13 protein-coding genes and 1 pseudogene are annotated in these 15,442 nt (G+C 54.1%); 4 read left to right on the forward strand and 10 right to left on the reverse strand.

What is annotated here, in order from left to right; genetic code table 11:
* Position 1: 1 nt before the first annotated feature.
* Positions 2-1,663, reverse strand: a complete 1,662-nt coding sequence (locus ABO_RS06150) for an AarF/UbiB family protein (RefSeq protein ID WP_041704931.1) — start codon at positions 1,661-1,663, stop codon at positions 2-4.
* A 182-nt stretch (positions 1,664-1,845) separates the two neighbouring features.
* Between ABO_RS06150 and ABO_RS06155 the strand changes: the two genes are divergently transcribed.
* The gene (locus ABO_RS06155; protein WP_011588476.1) at positions 1,846-2,169 is read left to right on the forward strand and encodes an SET domain-containing protein; all 324 of its coding nucleotides are present in this window, start codon (positions 1,846-1,848) and stop codon (positions 2,167-2,169) included.
* A gap of 14 nt (positions 2,170-2,183) precedes the next feature.
* On the opposite strand, the gene ABO_RS06160 is transcribed toward ABO_RS06155, so the two are convergent.
* The 5 genes from ABO_RS06160 to ABO_RS06180 all read right to left on the reverse strand — a co-directional run bounded on the left by ABO_RS06160 (position 2,184) and on the right by ABO_RS06180 (position 8,253).
* The gene (locus ABO_RS06160) at positions 2,184-2,798 is read right to left on the reverse strand and encodes a pseudouridine synthase (protein WP_101234989.1); all 615 of its coding nucleotides are present in this window, start codon (positions 2,796-2,798) and stop codon (positions 2,184-2,186) included.
* A 49-nt stretch (positions 2,799-2,847) separates the two neighbouring features.
* On the reverse strand, positions 2,848-5,232 hold the full coding sequence (lon, locus tag ABO_RS06165) for an endopeptidase La (RefSeq protein WP_011588478.1): 2,385 nt from the start codon (positions 5,230-5,232) through the stop codon (positions 2,848-2,850).
* Positions 5,233-5,286: 54 nt separating this feature from the next.
* The gene (locus ABO_RS06170; protein ID WP_011588479.1) at positions 5,287-5,922 is read right to left on the reverse strand and encodes a class I SAM-dependent methyltransferase; all 636 of its coding nucleotides are present in this window, start codon (positions 5,920-5,922) and stop codon (positions 5,287-5,289) included.
* 349 nt (positions 5,923-6,271) lie between these two features.
* Positions 6,272-7,228 (reverse strand): alpha/beta fold hydrolase, encoded by a 957-nt coding sequence (locus ABO_RS06175; protein ID WP_011588480.1) that lies wholly within the window; start codon positions 7,226-7,228, stop codon positions 6,272-6,274.
* Between the two features lie 179 nt (positions 7,229-7,407).
* Complete coding sequence (locus ABO_RS06180) at positions 7,408-8,253, reverse strand: DMT family transporter (RefSeq protein ID WP_011588481.1); 846 nt, start codon at positions 8,251-8,253, stop codon at positions 7,408-7,410.
* A gap of 244 nt (positions 8,254-8,497) precedes the next feature.
* Here ABO_RS06180 and thpR point away from each other — a divergent pair, with 244 nt between their 5' ends.
* Positions 8,498-9,013, forward strand: coding sequence for an RNA 2',3'-cyclic phosphodiesterase (gene thpR / locus ABO_RS06185; RefSeq protein ID WP_011588482.1), 516 nt, complete (start codon positions 8,498-8,500; stop codon positions 9,011-9,013).
* A 164-nt stretch (positions 9,014-9,177) separates the two neighbouring features.
* Positions 9,178-9,810 carry a YbhB/YbcL family Raf kinase inhibitor-like protein gene (locus ABO_RS06190; RefSeq protein WP_011588483.1) on the forward strand — a complete coding sequence of 211 codons (633 nt, stop codon included), beginning with the start codon at positions 9,178-9,180 and terminating at the stop codon, positions 9,808-9,810.
* Between the two features lie 56 nt (positions 9,811-9,866).
* Here ABO_RS06190 and ABO_RS14690 read toward each other — a convergent pair.
* From ABO_RS14690 to ABO_RS06205, 4 genes and pseudogenes are all read right to left on the reverse strand, one after another.
* Positions 9,867-10,159, reverse strand: a pseudogene (locus ABO_RS14690) (integrase core domain-containing protein); the annotation flags it as partial.
* 347 nt (positions 10,160-10,506) lie between these two features.
* Positions 10,507-10,689: a hypothetical protein gene (locus ABO_RS14695; protein ID WP_208742144.1), complete on the reverse strand. Its 183-nt coding sequence runs from the start codon at positions 10,687-10,689 to the stop codon at positions 10,507-10,509.
* A gap of 223 nt (positions 10,690-10,912) precedes the next feature.
* Positions 10,913-13,513 (reverse strand): bifunctional aconitate hydratase 2/2-methylisocitrate dehydratase, encoded by a 2,601-nt coding sequence (acnB, locus tag ABO_RS06200; protein ID WP_011588484.1) that lies wholly within the window; start codon positions 13,511-13,513, stop codon positions 10,913-10,915.
* 193 nt (positions 13,514-13,706) lie between these two features.
* On the reverse strand, positions 13,707-14,615 hold the full coding sequence (locus ABO_RS06205; protein ID WP_011588485.1) for a lysophospholipid acyltransferase family protein: 909 nt from the start codon (positions 14,613-14,615) through the stop codon (positions 13,707-13,709).
* A gap of 120 nt (positions 14,616-14,735) precedes the next feature.
* Between ABO_RS06205 and ABO_RS06210 the strand changes: the two genes are divergently transcribed.
* Positions 14,736-15,350, forward strand: coding sequence for a tRNA-(ms[2]io[6]A)-hydroxylase (locus ABO_RS06210; protein WP_011588486.1), 615 nt, complete (start codon positions 14,736-14,738; stop codon positions 15,348-15,350).
* Positions 15,351-15,442 lie beyond the last annotated feature (92 nt).

Consider the following 15,442-nt stretch of genomic DNA (forward strand, 5'->3'; position numbering starts at 1 on the left):
TTTACTCCCATTCCCGAAGAAAGCGTCGGGACACAAACATTAGCCAGGCAGCCCAGCCGGCACTGGAAATAAACATGATAAAGCCAAACACCGAGATTCCCCAAGGGGCAGGTGGGACTCGACCACTAAGCATGATAGCACCGGCTAACAATCCCCCTGTTATAAGCAAGGTTTGTACCTGTCGATATTGACCTCGTTCAATCCGGGTGATCAGCCGTTCGAGATGCCTTGGATCAATGCCGGTTTCCCCTGGGGACGTTTGGCCTGATACGGGGGGTGGGGCGTATACCTTATCCACCACGTCCAATGCTCGCAGGCTAAGGTTCTTGGCCAGCCGTAGCGGGGAATAACGGGTGCGAATCATACGCTTAAGAAGCGGCTCGGCTTCGCTAATCAGGTCGAAGTTCGGATTTAATAACCGGCCGAAACCTTCCAAGGTGATAATCGCTTTGATGAGCAAAGCGATATCGCTGGGTAGAACCAGATTATGATTACGCACCAAGGCGGTAATGTCGTTAAGCAGGGCGGAGATATCCAGCTGAGAGAGGGAGACGCCGTGATATTGGTTGATCACGTCTTCTACATCGGAAACCAGCTGATCAAATTTGATGGGTTGGCCCTCTGCCCAACCCGCCAGCACTCCGGCGCATTGCTCCGCTTCACGCATGACCATTGCCCGCGTGATCTGTAGGATTTGCTCACGGCGACTGTCGCTGAGTTTGCCCACCATGCCAAAATCGAGCATGGCAATACGGTTCCCAGGCATAATGATAAAGTTGCCAGGGTGCGGATCAGCATGAAAAAAGCCGTCTTCCAGCGCCATTTTCCATGCGGCCAAGGCGCCTCGACGCGCGATTAATACCCGGTCTAATCCCGCTGACTCAAGCCGTTCCACGGATTTAGCAGGAATCCCCTCAATTTGTTGCTGAACCTGAACCGTCGACGATGACATTTCCCAATATACTTTGGGAATGCGGAGCCATTTAAACTCCTTCAGATTTTTACGAATACGCTCTGCATTGCGTCCTTCAATGGTGAAGTCCAATTCGCGAATTAATGAACGTTTGAATTCGCGCACCAGTTCCACAGGGCGATAGCGACGTAGTTCTATGGAGTTATCGGCGGCCAGTTTGGCCAGTTGATCTAGGAGGCGAAGATCCGAGTCGATCTTGTCACCGATGCCGGGCTTCTGGATCTTCAAAATTACTTTTTGGCCTCGCCGGGTCAGGGCGCTGTGTACCTGGCCGATAGACGCGACCCCGATCGGGTCTGGATTGATGTGTGAGAATAGGGTGTCGATGGGTTTTCCCAGCGCGGCTTCTATGTGAGGTGTCAGCGTGCTGAAGGGGATGGGTTGTGCCTGATCCTGCAATTTTTCGAACTCGGTGATCCAGTCCATGGGAAACATATCCACACGGGTTGCCAGAACTTGGCCGAGTTTAACGAAGGTGGGGCCCATTTCCTCCATGGCATGGCGTAACCGTTGGGCGGTGCCCATGCGAAGCATGTCCGGCTTCATGCTGCTGCGAACCAGTTTCCCCGCATGCTCCACCGGGGTGGAAAGGCCAAGCCGGCGAATCACATCGGCGAAACCGTATTTGAGCAGAATCGCGGCCAGTTCATTCATGCGCAGAATATTTTTGCCAGTGTGCACAATGTTCACAACATATGTCCCTGTAGGCTGGTGCTGTACCGTTCGTTTTGGCCTTGTTGTCGCAAGGCTGCAACAGGTTACTGATAGTACGGTGGCCTTTCTGCAGGCCCCAAGGTGTTCCACCCTCGCTAACAGCATTCATGATTTTCTGGCAAGATGCCATGGCAGTCACAGCAAGGTAAAGCGTAAACATGTCTGAACATTATCTACGTGATGATCTGGTTGAAGTCCGTGAAAGTCCGGTACACGGGCGGGGCCTTTTTGCGAGCCAGAATATTCCCCGCAATACTGAATTGGGGCAATGCAAAGTGAAACGGGCTAAGGGTAGCGGGCCCTACGTTTTGTGGCTGGATGACGATGGTGAAGAACGCTATCGGGTTCTGTGCGACTTACGATTCATCAACCACAGTAAACGCGCCAATGTGGTTTATTACGATGATTTCAGTGTGGTAGCCCTGAAAACCATTAAAGCTGGAGAGGAACTGTTTCACGATTATGGCGAAGAGTGGTGTTAGCTGACTTTATCCTGTTAGAAAGGGCAGGGGGACGTGAACTCTTGCCACAATCCAGTAAGTGGGTGGTTGAAGGCCAGCCATTCTGCATGGAGCAATAAGCGAGGGCTCAGTGCTTCGATTTCCGCAGGAGCGTACATGTCGCAACCGATGATCGGGTGCCCCAGTTCACGGCAATGAATTCGTAATTGGTGGCTACGCCCGGTGACTGGGCTCAGCGCTAGCCGAGTGCGATTTCCAGGGATGTCTCGTTCCAGAACGCGATAATGGGTCAATGCGTTTTTGCCTGTCTCGTGACAGACCTTCTGCAAGGGGCGCTTGGGCCAGTCTGCGATCAAGGGAAGGTCGATGCTGCCGGCGTTCTTCTCAACCAGCCCATGCACAATCGCTTGATAGCGTTTTTTTACTGTTCGAAGCTGAAATAGCCGGCTCAACTTACTTTGTGCAAAGGCGGTGAGCCCGAACACCATGATCCCAGAGGTATCCAAGTCTAGACGATGAACCAGCCGGATATCCGGGTAACGCTGCTGCAGACGGCGAATGGCACAGTCTTTATTTTCTGGTGCACGCCCTGGCACGCTTAACAGGTAGGCGGGTTTGTTGATGAGCAGGAGGTGCTCATCGCGGTATATCGTCCCCACCCGCTCATGGCAGAAGGGGACGATATAGTAGGGTGAGCTCTCAGGCCCAGAGGATGCGGAAGACATCGCTGTATTGTTCGGCAAAATGTACGCTGAGACCGTGTTTGAGGTAATCAGGGAGTTCGTCGAAATCGCGACGACAGGCCTCTGGAAGAATGATCTCCTTGATGCCTACCCGCCGAGCGGCGATTACTTTTTCGCGAATCCCTCCCACCGCTAGCACCTGGCCGGTGAGAGTAAGCTCGCCGGTCATGGCAACCTTACGGGGGACCCGTTTTTTCATTAGCAGTGAGAGTAGTGCCGTAGCCATGGTGATGCCAGCACTGGGGCCGTCCTTCGGGGTGGCTCCTTCAGGCACATGCAGGTGCACAAAGGCATCATCCAGCTGTTCCTTGCTTAGGGAGAACAGCTCAAGATTACTCGCCACATAGCTGTAAGCAATTTCGGCAGACTCTTTCATTACATCACCCAGCTGCCCGGTGAGTTTGAAGCCCCGTTGCTTACTGTGCACCACGTTGGCTTCAATGGAGAGGGTTGCGCCCCCCATGGATGTCCAGGCCAAGCCGGTGACGACACCCACGCCCCGTTGGGTCTTCTCGGTCTGGAAATACGGTTGGCCAAGGAAGTCCGTCAGGTTTTTACCGGAAATACTGATTTTCTTCTCTCCGGCCAGCAGTTTTACTGCCGCTTTACGGATGATCTTGTTGAGCTGTTTTTCTAGATTCCTTACCCCTGCTTCGCGGGCATAGCCTTCGACCACCTGGCGCAGGGCACTGTCACTGATTCGTAGCTGAGCGGGTTTTACTCCAGCGCGTTCCAGTGACCGAGGCCATAAGTGTTGCCGGGCGATGGCCACTTTCTCTTCGGTGATGTAACCGGAGAGACGAATGACCTCCATGCGATCGAGCAGAGGGCCGGGGATGCTGTCCAGTGTGTTGGCGGTACAGATGAAAAGGGCATGGCTCAGGTCCAGTCGCTCGTCCAAGTAATGGTCGAGAAAATCCTGATTTTGTTCCGGGTCCAGCACTTCCAACAGCGCTGAGGCCGGATCGCCTTGAAAGGACTGGCCCAGTTTGTCGACTTCGTCGAGCATAATCACCGGATTGCTAGTGCCGGTTTCTTTCAAAGCCTGGACCAGCTTGCCGGGCATGGCGCCGATATAGGTGCGCCGGTGCCCCTTGATCTCGGCTTCGTCACGCATACCGCCCAAGCTAAATCGGTAGAAACGGCGACCCAGTGCATCGGCAATGGATTTACCGATACTGGTTTTGCCCACCCCGGGTGGGCCTACCAAAAGAATGATTGAGCCTTTGACTTCCCCCCGTAGGGCTCCCACGGCAAGGAATTCAATGATGCGATCTTTGACATCATTCAAACCAGTGTGATGCTCTGAAAGCACAGCCTGTGCGTGTGCTAGGTCTAGATTATCATCAGTGTACTGTCCCCAGGGCACGCTGGTTAGCCAGTCAAGATAATTGCGGGTAACGCCGTATTCTGGCGAGCCGGTTTCCAACACGGAAAGCTTATGCAATTCGTCATCAAAACGCTTTTTTACTGGCTCAGGCGGTGACAAGGCGTCCATGCGTTCGCGAAAAGTATCGGCTTCCGCGGTTTTGTCATCTTTGCTCAGGCCCAATTCCCGCTGAATAATTTTCAGCTGTTCGCGCAGGAAGAACTCACGCTGATGCTGACTTACCTTTTCGTTCACCTCGTCAGAAATTTCGCTTTGCAGCCGGGCAACCTCCAGTTCCTTTTTAACTAGAGTGAGCACTTTTTCCATGCGCGGCTTCAGTGGCACAGTTTCTAGAATGGTCTGTAACTCTACGCCGTTGGCACTGGTTAGTGCGGCAGCGAAATCTGTAAGTGGTGATGGTTCGCTGGGGGAGAAATTCTGCAAATAGTGCCGCAGACCTTCATTGTATAGAGGGTTCAGTGGCAGTAGTTCTTTAATGGTGTTGATGATTGCCATGCCATAGGCACGGATGGTTTCATCGGCATCCGCCCGTGGTTCCGGGTAGCTGACTTCCGCCATGAAGGGGCGTTTACGATTCAGCCAGGTATTGACCCGAAAACGGGCCGTGCCCTGAGCCACTAGCTGGAACTGATCATGCTCTTCATTGAGGGCATGAACTTTGACTAGGCAGCCATACTCAGGAAAATCATCAACGCTAACCGAGTCGGGGTTTTTTTCGCCAACGTACACCAAGCCCAACGATTGGTGGGGGGTTTGGCTTACACGCTCTAAAGTTTGTTGCCAGCGTTTTTTATCAAGCATTACAGGCTGCACCAACCCAGGCATGAAAGGGCGATGCTTGACCGGAATCAAATAGATTCGCTGGGGTGGCGTGTGGTCCGGCACGGAAAGGCTGCCGGACAGCGGTTGCGCAGTGTCGTTATCGTGATGGGCAGTATCGTTGTCAGTCATAATCCTGTCACTTCCATGGTCCGTGAGATGAACATGGTGGCGAGGCTGGAAAATTCAATTGTCGATGATTAATAGATCTGCGCAAAGGGGTTTTGGTGTTTGGGTGCGGCGCTCAACCACGCGGCTGTTGAGTTTCCCCGCTTCGCACTTCTCTGCCAGCGCATAGAACGGGGAACGACCAGGGTCGGCAATGACAATTTGCTTAACACCGGCCCGCAAGCTGCGGCGAATAAGGTTATACAGTACAGGGGTGAGTTCATCCCAAAAGCAGATATCGGCACCAACGACGATATCCACATTTGCAAGCCTTGCCTTGGTCAATTTTTCAAACCGCGTCTGGAGAGGCGTTACCTGAACTTTATTGATGGTGGCGTGTAGGTCCAGATAGGGGTACACATCCGGGTCCGCATCCACGGCGGTTACCTGGCAGCCGAAACGCTTGGCACTGAAAATGGATAACGGGCCCCAGCCGCAGCCGATATCCATCAAATGCTGATCAGCAGTCACCTTGCTTTTGGTAAGGTGATCCATGATCAGGTAGCTGGAATTCCAGATTTTATTGCCATGAATGGATGGCGTGTGGTTTGCCCGTTTCAGGCGCCGGATTTCCTTGTGGCCGGAACGCAGCAAGGTAATGCCACGGGTGCGAATGGTGTGGGGGTCTCCAGCACGTATAACGGTTCCTGACATGGTTCGCTCATCAGCGGCAAAGTTTGGAAACAGTACGGTTAAGCCTGCTGTGATTCAAGTATCAAATCACAGGCGCCTTGCAAGCATGGCGACACCCGTGGCCAAAACCAATGATACGAACGCTATCTTTGTATTTTGTTGGCTTGCCGGGCACTGCCACCTTCAAGAGAGCCACTCTTGTGAATGGCCCATCCATACCGGAATCAAAGAGCCCTCCACACTGCAGTGTTCGTGGACATTACGGGAAACGTTGATGCCCACAGTTGAGCGCCTTATCCACGCTCTTTGGCCTTGGTTATTATCGAAAGAGAGGGCGTTTTACCTCTCTCTTTACGTTTGCAGCAAGCGCTTAGGGGCGAACTTCGCGCCAGAACGCCCGGAATGCGTCAGCGCTTTTGCCAGGGGCTTCGGCCATGGGTACGTGACCAATGCCATCGAGAACAATGGCTCGAGACTGAGGTAGCTCTTCAAGAAAGGCTCCCACATTATCTACGCCGAGCAATCGATCTTCGCGGCCCCACAGTACCAGCGTCGGAATCTGGATGGAGGGCAGTACGTTTTTGTCTTCGAGCATCATGCCCGGGTCCTCCAAGAGGTCACGCCAGACTTTCTCCGCGACCGCTGCATTAGCGGCCTTCTTCTTGCCCATGATATCCACGACAAAACTTGGCAGGTAGGGTGGCTCTTCCATCGCCCATTGGAGTGTGGCTTGAAACTGTTCTGCGGTATGAGGAATTAATGGGTTGCTATTACTATCTGCCAGAATTGTCTTGAACCCTTCGGTTTGGCGGGTCAGCCCGGCTGAATCGATCAGCCCTATGGAAAGAACCCGCTGCGGTGCTTGCTGTGCCAATGCAAGAGAGATAGCGCCGCCCATGGAGTTGCCTGCTACGTGGAAGTGTTGAATCTGTAACGCGTCCATCAGTGTCAGCAGTCGGGTTGCCTGAGCGCTCATGGTGTAAGTCAGGTCCAGGTTGCGCGTGGTTTCGCCGTGGCCAGGCAGGTCCGGCACAATGAAAAAGAAGTCGCCTTCAAGTTCATTGGCAAAGCGTACCCAGTTACTGGAATCGGCACTGAATCCATGAATCAGTAATACCGCTTCCTTTTCAGCGATAGGCTCAGCACTCGTCTCGCTGGTTAGGATGTGCCAAGTGATGCCGTCTGCGGTGGTCAAGATCTGGTCCTTTAGGCCCGCGCGGTTTTTCTCCATGGCCAGACCCTTTTCGTAAGCCCAGTTCGTTATGTCTTCGCAGCCGCTGAGGAAAAAGGAACAAACAATAAAAAGAAAAAGGTGTTTCAGTTGCATGCAGGACTCTCCGTTGTATGGCCTGACATCCGGGGGGCTGGCGGCCTTATGATGTAAAGGGCAGGGTAAATAAAGCTTATTACCTCGACCCAAGCTGAGCCAAGCATAGGGGAAATAATCGTCAAGAAGCCTTCTTAACGGGCCATTTTATAAAGTCATTAGCGGAATTATGGCAACGGTTAACGGGATTTAAGATTCCAGATTCCGGCAGCCACAATCAACAAGGTCCCGAGGATTGTTGTTAGCACTAAGGTTTCCCCCCAGAACATCCAACCAAGTAATGCGGCCCAGATGACGGAGGAATAATTGTAAACCCCGACTTGGCCGGGACGGGCAATTTGGTAGGCTGTGGTCATGGCGTATTGCCCGCCGGTGGCCACAAGCCCGATGGCCAGTAGCCAAAGGTAGTCGGAGCCAGCGGGTATCGTGTTGGCCCAGAATAGGGGGAAGGCGGAAAACAGGGTGGCAAAGAGGGCAAAATAGAACACCACTCTTTGTGCCGGCTCGGATATGGCCATGCGGCGTATGCTCACCTTGGCAATGCTCATGATGGCGGCACCGGCCAGTGCCACCCACATCACTGGGTCAATTTCTCCTTGTCCTGCACGCATGATCACAGCAACCCCGACAAATCCGGCGATAATGGCCAGCCAGGTGTGCAATCCAATACGTTCACTAAGCCATAACCAGGCGATTACCGGGAGAAAAAATGGCACGGTCATTTTCACCAGCACCGCCTCGGTCAGCGCAATGTGTCCTATGGCATAGAAAAAACAGAACATGGCGCTAACGCCGGTGAAGGCGCGAATCAGATGCAGATGCACAAAGCGGGTACGTAATTGGCCAAAGCCCCCACGGGTGCTGATTATCATCAGCAGAAACATCAGCCCGAACAGATTTCGGGCAAACACAATGACCTCGGTGTCGAGATGGTCCGACAGGTGTTTGACCATGGCTGCCATCACGGCTAACAGGCCTTCCCCCAGTACCAGTAACAAGGCACCTTTTAGTGGTTGGTCATTCATTGGCACGGTATCCGGTGGTGGCAGAGCTGTGGGTTATGCGGGGGTTGGGTTGCGTCTCTGTGCCGAGGTAATGTTCGTCGTCGCGGCGCGAATAGTCATCAGCGTGCGGCTGGGCCAGTATGCGATGGACGGGCTCCTGCGCTTCGCAGTTATCGGGCGGCATTCTATCGTTGTCCCTGTCTGGACGCTATGCCAGTAGCGTGAAGGGCAAAAGGGCAAAAGGGTAAAAGGAGTAAAATGATATATGCGTTGTTTTATCGGGATTCCGGTTGTCCGACCGCTTGCAGATCAATGCAGGATGTTGTCCCAGGGCATGGGGCTTGCTACCCCCGCGGCAAATCTACACCTTACCCTCGCGTTTTTGGGTGAACAGAGCGCATCGGATCTGAATGGCTTAAAAGGATCGGTGTCAGCACTGGCCGATAAGCATGCGTCGTTTGCACAGCTCTTCGATCGCTGTGAGCCGTTTCCCCGTGATCAAGGGCCGTTTATTGCGTTAACAGGGAAGGCCAGTTCGCCGCTTCAGCAGCTCCACGCTGGCCTGGAGGAGTGTCTTGAATTTCACGGCTTGCCGTTGGAGAGCAGGTCGTTTCGGCCACATATTACTCTGGCTAGGCCTGGGGCTGCGGTGACGTCTTTTCAGACTATGGGTGAGTGGGTGTTGCCGGTTAACGCGCTGTGGCTATATCGTAGTGAGTGGGCTGAGCCGTTGCCGACGTATGAGTGTCTGGCACGATTTGCCTTGAAAACTGCGCTGTAGTTATTCGCTGGGCGGCCAAGGGCGAGCAATGTCTGTTTCAGCCACACGCCTTGTTATTTTATCTTGGCTGCAGATGAGGCGCTTGGCTCCAGCAACTTGAAATAGCGGTTATTGCCCGCATGGCTGATACCGTAGGCATGTAGTGCAACAAGGAGAGATTATCCATGCAGTTACTCAGCAACAGCCTCACCGATCAGGCGCCGATTCTGGAAAAATTTGCCTTTGCGACGATAAACCCGGACACCCATGTATCCTTAGCCAGTAATATTAACCCGCATTTAGCTTGGAAAGGTGCTCCTGAAGGGACGCGTTCCTTTGCCATTGTGTGCGTGGACCCGGATGCGCCTAGTGCAGCAGATGATGTGAACAGGGATGACAGAGAGGTTCCGGCTGACTTGCCACGGGTGGATTTTTATCACTGGACTCTGTTCAACATTCCTGCTGAACAGAGTGAAATTCGTGAGGGTAGCCACTGTAATAAAGTGACTCCGAAAGGTAAACCTGGGCCCGCTGCGCCAGATGGTCAGCGCCATGGGCTAAATGATTACACGGGTTGGTTTGCAGGTGATGCTGATATGGAAGGGCAATACTTTGGTTACGACGGCCCGTGCCCACCCTGGAATGACAGCATCGTCCACCGTTATGTTTTTACCGTTTATGCACTGGATGTGCCGGCGTTGCCTGAAGAGAAAGACCTGAGTGGTGCAGCGCTGGCTGAGCAGATTAAGTCTCACTCCTTGGATCAAGCGAGCCTTACGGTAAGTTACACACTGAACCCACGCTTAGCGCAGGGATAAACATTTTTGCAGGATTTCAGAGTCTAGTCCTGAAATAGGTTGTCACCTATTTCGGCTCAACACGCCCGCTGTACTGCATCGGGCGTGCTGTATTTCAGAGCCAGATGCGGCGGGTCATGGTTATAGAGGGCCACCGATTCATCGACCATCGTACGGGCTTGATCCCAGTCCCCAGGCTGCGCCAGTAAAATTCAGTCTTGAATATCCCCTTTATTCGCTCTGCCAGGGCATTCTGATAGCAATCGTAGCCGTCAGTCATCGAGCACTGAATATCATGCTTACGATGGATTTTTGGGTAACGGTCACAGCAGTACTGGATGCCTCGATCTGAGCGGTGGATTAACGGTTCCTTATCTGGCCGTTGCCGAAACCTGTTCCGGCCCAGACTTGAGGAGATTGGGGTGGCGAGGCAAGTGGTGACGACGGTGTGTGGTCTTATGATAAGCCCGCCGACGTGCCATTAGAGGACGCCGGGTGCGTAACAGTAGGAACAAACGGTCACGGCCCAGATGCAGTGCTTTATCCCGTTGCGGGTGCAGAAGATAGTGAAGCTTGCGGGTACCAATACGGGGCTGGAAGCGCCGGAGAAATAGTACGAAACTCAGCTCCTTCTACTCCTGAGCCTCCCGGATCTGCTGCGGTCGATCAGCCTGATACCAAGCTTGACGGTTGATTCCCAGAAAGCGGCCTGTCCCGCTAATCGTCAATTCGGCAACGTGTTCTTGGATGAGGGCTTGCCGGGCTGCTTTTTACGGGCACCCCGTAATTTTTCTCCATCACATCAACAAAGGCTTCGAAGAATTGGGCTTTCTGCTCAGTGAGCCGCAGCTTTTCTTCAAGCTCCTTGATACGTTGTTCTGGGGTCAGCGGTTTAGGCACGGCAAGATCCCGACTGAGACGCTCTGGGGCACCAGGATGCTAGTCCTGATGACCATATCGACGTAATCACGTTGCGTACGCTTAACCCGTTGATTCATCACGTTCTCTCATAATAAAGACGGGAACGTGCCAACTCTATCCAGGAGCGGGGCAGTAGACACAAAAAAGCCCGGCTTCGCAGCCGGGCTTTTCTGTGTTCCGTGAAGCGGTTAGTCAGTCGTCGTTATACGGACTGGGCAACCGGGATCTTCACGGTGTCTGCCACTTCCTGGTATTCGGCCATTTGGTCGAAGTTAAGGTAGCGGTAGATCTCGGAGGACATGGAGTCGATGGTGTTCGCATACTCCATGTACTCTTCCTTGCTTGGCAGCTTGCCGAGGATAGATGCCACAGACGCCAGCTCAGCGGATGCCAGGTACACATCTGCACCCTGACCCAGACGGTTCGGGAAATTACGGGTGGAGGTGGATACCGCAGTGGACTTCGGCGCAATGCGTGCCTGGTTACCCATACATAGGGAGCAGCCCGGCATCTCGGTACGCGCACCGGCGCTACCGAAGATGTTGTAGTAGCCTTCTTCGGTAAGCTGGTGCTGATCCATCTTGGTCGGCGGAGCGATCCACAGACGGGTCGGCATGGTGCCGCTTTCCACTTTCTGCAGCAGCTTACCGGCGGCGCGGAAATGACCGATGTTGGTCATGCAAGAACCAATGAAGACCTCATCGATTTTGGCACCCGCGACTTCAGACAGAGTTTTAGCATCGTCTGGGTCGTTCGGGCAGCACAGTACCGGCTCGCTGATCTGGTCCATATCGATTTCGATGACGGTGTGGTACTCGGCATCGGCATCGGCACGCATTAGGCTCGGGTTTGCCAGCCACTCTTCCATGCCCTGAATACGGCGTTCGATGGTGCGTGCATCGCCGTAGCCATTGGCGATCATCCACTTGAGCATGGTGATGTTGGACTTCAAGTACTCGGTCACGCTGTCTTCGGACAGAGTGATGGTACAGCCAGCAGCGGAACGCTCGGCGGATGCATCAGACAGTTCGAACGCTTGTTCAACGGTCAGATCATCCAAGCCTTCAATTTCCAGTACGCGACCGGAGAAGACGTTAACTTTACCTGCTTTTGCAACGGTTAAGTGGCCATCTTTGATCGCCTGCATTGGAATGGCGTGTACCAGGTCACGCAGGGTGATGCCGGGCTGGCGTTTACCCTTGAAGCGAACCAGCACCGACTCCGGCATGTCCAGCGGCATAACGCCAGTGGCCGCGGCGAACGCAACCAGGCCGGACCCGGCCGGGAACGAGATACCCATGGGGAAACGAGTGTGGGAGTCACCACCGGTACCCACGGTATCCGGCAGTAGCATGCGGTTCAGCCAAGAGTGGATGATGCCGTCGCCCGGACGCAAGGAAACACCGCCACGGTTCATGATGAAGTCAGGCAGGGTGTGCTGCGTTTCCACGTCAACCGGCTTGGGGTAAGCGGCGGTGTGGCAGAAAGATTGCATTACCAGGTCGGCCTGGAAACCCAAGCAAGCCAGATCTTTCAGCTCGTCACGGGTCATTGGGCCAGTGGTATCCTGGGAGCCAACGGTGGTCATCTTCGGCTCGCAGTACATACCGGGGCGAACACCGTCCATGCCGCAAGCTTTGCCGACCATTTTTTGAGCCAGAGTGAAGCCCTTGTCGGAATCGCCAGGCTGTTCCGGCTTACGGAACAACTCGGAAGGTGCTAGGCCGAGGGCTTCGCGCGCCTTAGTGGTCAGGCCGCGACCGATGATCAGGTTGATACGGCCGCCGGCGCGTACTTCGTCCAGCAGAACCTGTGAGCGAAGATTGAACTCAGCGATAACTTCGCCGTCTTTTTCCACCTTGCCTTCGAAGGGGTAAACATCGATTACGTCACCGGTGTTCATTTTTTCTACATCGCACTCGAAGGGCAGGGCGCCGGAATCTTCCATGGTGTTAAAGAAGATCGGAGCGATTTTGCCGCCGATGCAGACGCCGCCTGCGCGCTTGTTCGGTACAAACGGGATGTCGTCACCAAAGTGCCATAGCACAGAGTTTGTAGCGGACTTACGGGAAGAACCAGTGCCTACAACGTCGCCCACGTAGGCAACCGGGTAGCCTTTTTTCTTCAGCTCGTCCATTTGGGTCAGCGGGCCGATTTCGCCGTCTTTTTCCGGGATGATGCCTTCACGAGCATTTTTCAGCATGGCGTTGCCGTGCAGAGGAATATCCGGGCGGCTCCAAGCGTCCTGTGCAGGGGACAGGTCGTCAGTGTTGGTTTCACCGGTGACCTTGAATACGGACAAGGTCATTTTTTCGGCCAGATCGGGACGCTTAGTGAACCATTCTCCTTCCGCCCAAGACTCGATGACTTCCTTAGCCTTGGCGTTGCCGGCTTTCATTTTGTCTTCCACATCGTGGAACGCATCGAAAACTAGCAGGGTGTGCTTGAGTTGCTCGGCCGCTTCATCAACTAGCTCTGCATCGTCCAGTGCGTCAATCAGCGGGGCTACGTTGTAGCCACCCTGCATGGTGCCCAGCAGCTGCACGGCACGTTTCTTATCAATAAGAGGGGAGCTGGCTTCACCTTTCACAATCGCGGTTAGGAAAGCGGCCTTAACATAGGCGGCTTGATCCACACCCGGCGGAACGCGGTTTACGAACAGGTCCAGGATAAACTCTTCTTCGCCAGCCGGCGGGGTTTTCAGCAGTTCTACCAGGTCGGCAACTTGCTGTTCGGTAAGCGGCTTGGGCGGTACACCTTCAGCGGCGCGCTCTTCTACATGTTTGCGATAGGCTTCTAGCACAGCGTTTCCCTCATCGTCGTCTTTGCTGATTTCTTTTAGAAATCAGTCTTTTAGGGTGTTACTGGGGGTTGGAATAGCGCGCGGAGTATAGCGGAATAGCCATCAATTGTTAAGCCAAACCACGATTGCAGCCATTCATTCCATGAATACTCATAATCACTGAGAACATGGGCCTGCATTCAAGGCAAAGTAATCAGTACGGTGTGTCACTCCCGGGAGGGGGGCGGCGAAAACGTTTGTAGCTCCAAAGATACTGATTGGGTGATTCGTCGATTAGCTGTTCGATGGAGTGGTTCATGCCCGCAAGAGCGTTATCCAGATCGTCGTCGGCTATCGCGGTGTCGGCTGGGCGAATTCGGATTTCGTAGCCCTGGGTGCCGGGCAGGCGACGAGCCCAAGCCATGAATGTGACAGCTCCGGTTTGGCGAATAAGTTTGCATGCCAGCGTACCGGTATAGGCCGGGTGCCCGTAAAACGGCACATGGCGACCACTTCGGCGGTCGGGAACCTGATCGGGGAGAATGGCAGTGAGTGCGCCCTTTTTCATGGCACGTACTAGGCCCGCAACGCCGCGGGCCGTAGTGGGATACATTGTGGAACCAAAATGCTCCCGGCCACTGCGTACCAGATTATCCACTTCGGGTAGCCCGGAGGGGGCAAACATGGCATGCAGGCCAAATTCAGTGGCCAGCCAGAAATTGAGCACTTCCCAGCAGCCAAGATGAGGCGCCAGGATCATGATCGGTTTGCCATCCGCAACAGCCTGGCGTAGAGGGGCATCACCGTCTACCGCTGCTACGCGCTGCAGTCCCTGGGCGGGGCGTCGCCAGAACAAGGCGATTTCAAAGGTGTTCTTGATACTTTCAATCAGTGACTCACGGGCCAGTTGCGCGCGCTTGGCATCGGAAAGTGCAGGATAACAAAGTGCCAAATTCGTTTTGCTAACCTTTAGCGCTTGGGTCGGTAGCCGGGCCACGATTACACCAATAATGGTGGCAAGCGCACGGTTAATGACAAAAGGTAAGGCGCCAATCAGTCGCAATGCGACAATTGCAATCTGACCTTTGGCCCGCTGTATTCGAGGATGTGTTTTTCTGCCCATGGCGCGACAGTATACGGGCGCGGCGGGAGAGCACCAGCGGTGCGGATGAGATTGCGTACAAAAACGCTATAATGCCGGCGCCTGTCTGCGGATAGGTTACCTTGAGCCAACGAGAGCCCCATGCACGACATTTCCCATATCCACGATTTTCTCCCCTGCGCCACACCGTCAGCTTGGGTCGACTGGGCATTGCAGCACCCGGATATTCTGTTGATTGACCATGCGCACTGCGAAAAGAAAGCGGCCAGCACAGCGATTAACTTGATGTTTCGTTATGTGGATCGTCCTGAGCTGCTGGACACGTTGAGCCAGCTGGCCCGCGAGGAGTTGCTACATTTCGAGCAGGTGGTACAGCTGATGCGTGAACGTGGTGTGCAATACGATCATATGACGCCGGCACGTTATGCCAAGGGGTTGCGCCAGCACATTCGCACCTCTGAGCCTGGCCGCCTGGTCGACACCATGATTGTGGGAGCGTTGATTGAGGCGCGTAGTTGTGAGCGTTTTGCGGCGCTGGCGCCCCATGTGGATGAGGAGCTTGGTCGTTACTATCGATACCTGTTGAAAAGTGAGTCGCGACACTTCGAAGATTACCTGAAGCTGGCCGAGCAATACGCCGGCGCGCCGATCGAACAGCGAGTGGCGTTTTTCAAAGAAGTGGAGCGGGAGCTGGTGGAGTCGCCGGATTCTGAATTCCGGTTTCATTCGGGAGTGCCTAGGGCCGTTGACCGCTAACACTCGCGATTTTGCTGTGATCATTTTGAAATGTAAGAGGCCGTGTCCAAAGGGTGGGCACGGCCTCCCGCGTTTCATCTTACAACAAACTG

It is taken from the genome of Alcanivorax borkumensis SK2, from assembly GCF_000009365.1.
Classification (GTDB): Bacteria; Pseudomonadota; Gammaproteobacteria; order Pseudomonadales; family Alcanivoracaceae; genus Alcanivorax; species Alcanivorax borkumensis.

Excerpts from the sequence above, each read along its gene's own strand:
- ABO_RS06210 (WP_011588486.1), top strand. The coding sequence starts at position 14,736 with ATGCACGACATTTCCCATATCCACGATTTTCTCCCCTGCGCCACACCG.
- ABO_RS06175 (WP_011588480.1), bottom strand. The coding sequence starts at position 7,228 with ATGCAACTGAAACACCTTTTTCTTTTTATTGTTTGTTCCTTTTTCCTC.
- ABO_RS06180 (WP_011588481.1), bottom strand. The coding sequence starts at position 8,253 with ATGAATGACCAACCACTAAAAGGTGCCTTGTTACTGGTACTGGGGGAA.
- ABO_RS06205 (WP_011588485.1), bottom strand. The coding sequence starts at position 14,615 with ATGGGCAGAAAAACACATCCTCGAATACAGCGGGCCAAAGGTCAGATT.
- ABO_RS06155 (WP_011588476.1), top strand. The coding sequence starts at position 1,846 with ATGTCTGAACATTATCTACGTGATGATCTGGTTGAAGTCCGTGAAAGT.
- ABO_RS06170 (WP_011588479.1), bottom strand. The coding sequence starts at position 5,922 with ATGTCAGGAACCGTTATACGTGCTGGAGACCCCCACACCATTCGCACC.
- ABO_RS06190 (WP_011588483.1), top strand. The coding sequence starts at position 9,178 with ATGCAGTTACTCAGCAACAGCCTCACCGATCAGGCGCCGATTCTGGAA.
- lon (WP_011588478.1), bottom strand. The coding sequence starts at position 5,232 with ATGACTGACAACGATACTGCCCATCACGATAACGACACTGCGCAACCG.
- thpR (WP_011588482.1), top strand. The coding sequence starts at position 8,498 with ATGCGTTGTTTTATCGGGATTCCGGTTGTCCGACCGCTTGCAGATCAA.